Source organism: Gillisia hiemivivida, assembly GCF_007997295.1.
Classification (GTDB): Bacteria; Bacteroidota; Bacteroidia; order Flavobacteriales; family Flavobacteriaceae; genus Gillisia; species Gillisia hiemivivida.
The window spans coordinates 1-2,056 of the sequence record NZ_VORY01000045.1 but is presented as its reverse complement, the minus strand read 5'-3'; the positions used below and the strand labels follow the sequence as shown (position 1 = coordinate 2,056).

The window sequence follows — 2,056 nt, the reverse complement described above, 5'->3', positions numbered from 1 at the left end:
ACAATAGACCGAGAAAAATCATAGGCTATAAAACACCTAAAGAAATGATGGAGATGGAGCTGAAATTTGTAGCTTAGAAACATCAAAAACCAACAACGATTTGTTGCGTTACAACATTGAATCCAGCATTCGTGAAAAAAATCTGGAATAAAACAAACCTAATATCGATTTTAATTACAATTCCTATTATCCTGATAATTGGATATATCTCAATAAATTATTTTGGAGATTATGGCTGGACTATATTTTTATTTATCCCAATTTTATTGGGGTTTTTGCCTCCGTTTATATCAGGCAGAAAAATAAAGATGGAAAGAAACGATGCATATAATTTAAGTTTTATGGCTTTTATTATAGCTTCCCTATCACTTTTATTTTTCGCTATAGAAGGCTTAATTTGTATTATAATGGCTAGTCCAATATTATTGTTTGGAGGTTGGATAGGATCCTATTTAGGATATAAATCTTCTCGATCGAAGTTTCTAAATCAGACAAATACAACCATTATTTTACTCGCCTTGTCCCTTGGCTTTATGAGTTTTGATTACATAAATGAGCCAATAAATTTAATCTCGGTAAAAACTAAGGTAATTGTAAATGCACCGATAAATGAAGTTTGGGAAAATGTAATAACATTCGACAAAATAGATGAGCCTAAGGAATGGATATTTAAAACAGGTATTGCATATCCGACAAATGCGACAATTAAAGGAACTGGCGTTGGAGCAGTTAGATATTGTAACTTTTCAACTGGAAGTTTTGTAGAACCGATAACTACATGGAATAAACCAAATTTACTCCAATTCAGTGTTCAGGAACAACCAATTCCTATGAATGAATTTAATCCATTCTGGGAAGTTCATCCTCCACACTTAGATGGTTACTTTAAATCTTACAAAGGACAATTTAAGTTAATCAGTATTTCAGAAAACATAACCGAATTGGAAGGAACGACTTGGTATAAAGTTGACATAAATCCAGAATTCTATTGGAGATTTTGGTCTGACTTAATTATTCATAAAATTCATAAAAGAGTATTAATTCACATCAAACAAGCGTCAGAAAACTAAACGTTTTACAACATCGGTTATCGCAAATAGCGGGCATTCTGATGAAAAGTGATATTTTAGAGACCAAGTAACAAAATAACTAAGCCGACAAGTTCGCGTCCCTACTCCACGCCACTTGCGTTAACCAAGACCGTTGTAAACTATTGTTTAAATAATGTTTGTGCTTAAATTGAAAAAATAATTGACTGAAAAAGAGCTAAATAAGAATATTTTAAATCAACTAAATGTTATTAAAAGAAATGACAATAGTGAACTGATTCATTTTAAGTCAACTTCAAATTTCATTGAGCATTTATTGAATGATGATATTGACGTTGAAACGATTAAAAAATCCAATTTTGGAAATCTTGGAAGAATCAGAAAAAAAGAATTACTTCTAAAATATCTAGTTACAATCGAGAAAGAAATAGAGATAACAGACAAAAGATCAGATGAACTTTTTCAACAATATATTATCCCAATTGGGAATTTTATGTCCACATATTACGGATTCTCATACATTGGCGGTAGAGCCTTTTTACTCAAAATAATATTAATTTTAAGTTTAAGTATTAGTGCGGATTTTATAATATATTATACAACGGACAAATTTATGTTCATCACTATATTGATTTCAATTCTCAGCGCAACTCGATATGGAATGAAATTTAAACAGAGAAAAATCTATGGTGATCGATATTAAAAAAAGTATAGTATAAACAACAGTTAACAACATCGGTTAAGCGCAAATAGCGGGTATTCCAATGAAAAGATATATTTTAAACATCAAGTAAAAAACCAACAAAGCCGACAAGAACGTGTCCCTACTCCACGCTACTTGCCTTAACCAAGACCGTTGTGTGTAATTTTTAAAAAAAAGGTTCCATTCAATAACTTAACGCAACAAATCTAAAATAATAGATTTGTAAAATGGAAGTAAAAAAACACAGGCGACTAACCTATAAAGAAAGAGTCATTATCCAGACCCTTTTAAATGAAGAAAGAAC

At 30.8% G+C, this 2,056-nt stretch carries 2 protein-coding genes; both read left to right on the top strand.

What is annotated here, in order from left to right; translation table 11 throughout:
- Positions 1-131: 131 nt before the first annotated feature.
- A complete protein-coding gene (locus ES724_RS16380) occupies positions 132-1,070 on the top strand; it encodes an SRPBCC family protein (protein ID WP_146935055.1) in 939 nt (312 codons plus the stop codon).
- Between the two features lie 181 nt (positions 1,071-1,251).
- Positions 1,252-1,752 (top strand): hypothetical protein, encoded by a 501-nt coding sequence (locus tag ES724_RS16375; RefSeq protein WP_146935052.1) that lies wholly within the window; start codon positions 1,252-1,254, stop codon positions 1,750-1,752.
- The last annotated feature ends 304 nt before the right edge of the window (positions 1,753-2,056 follow it).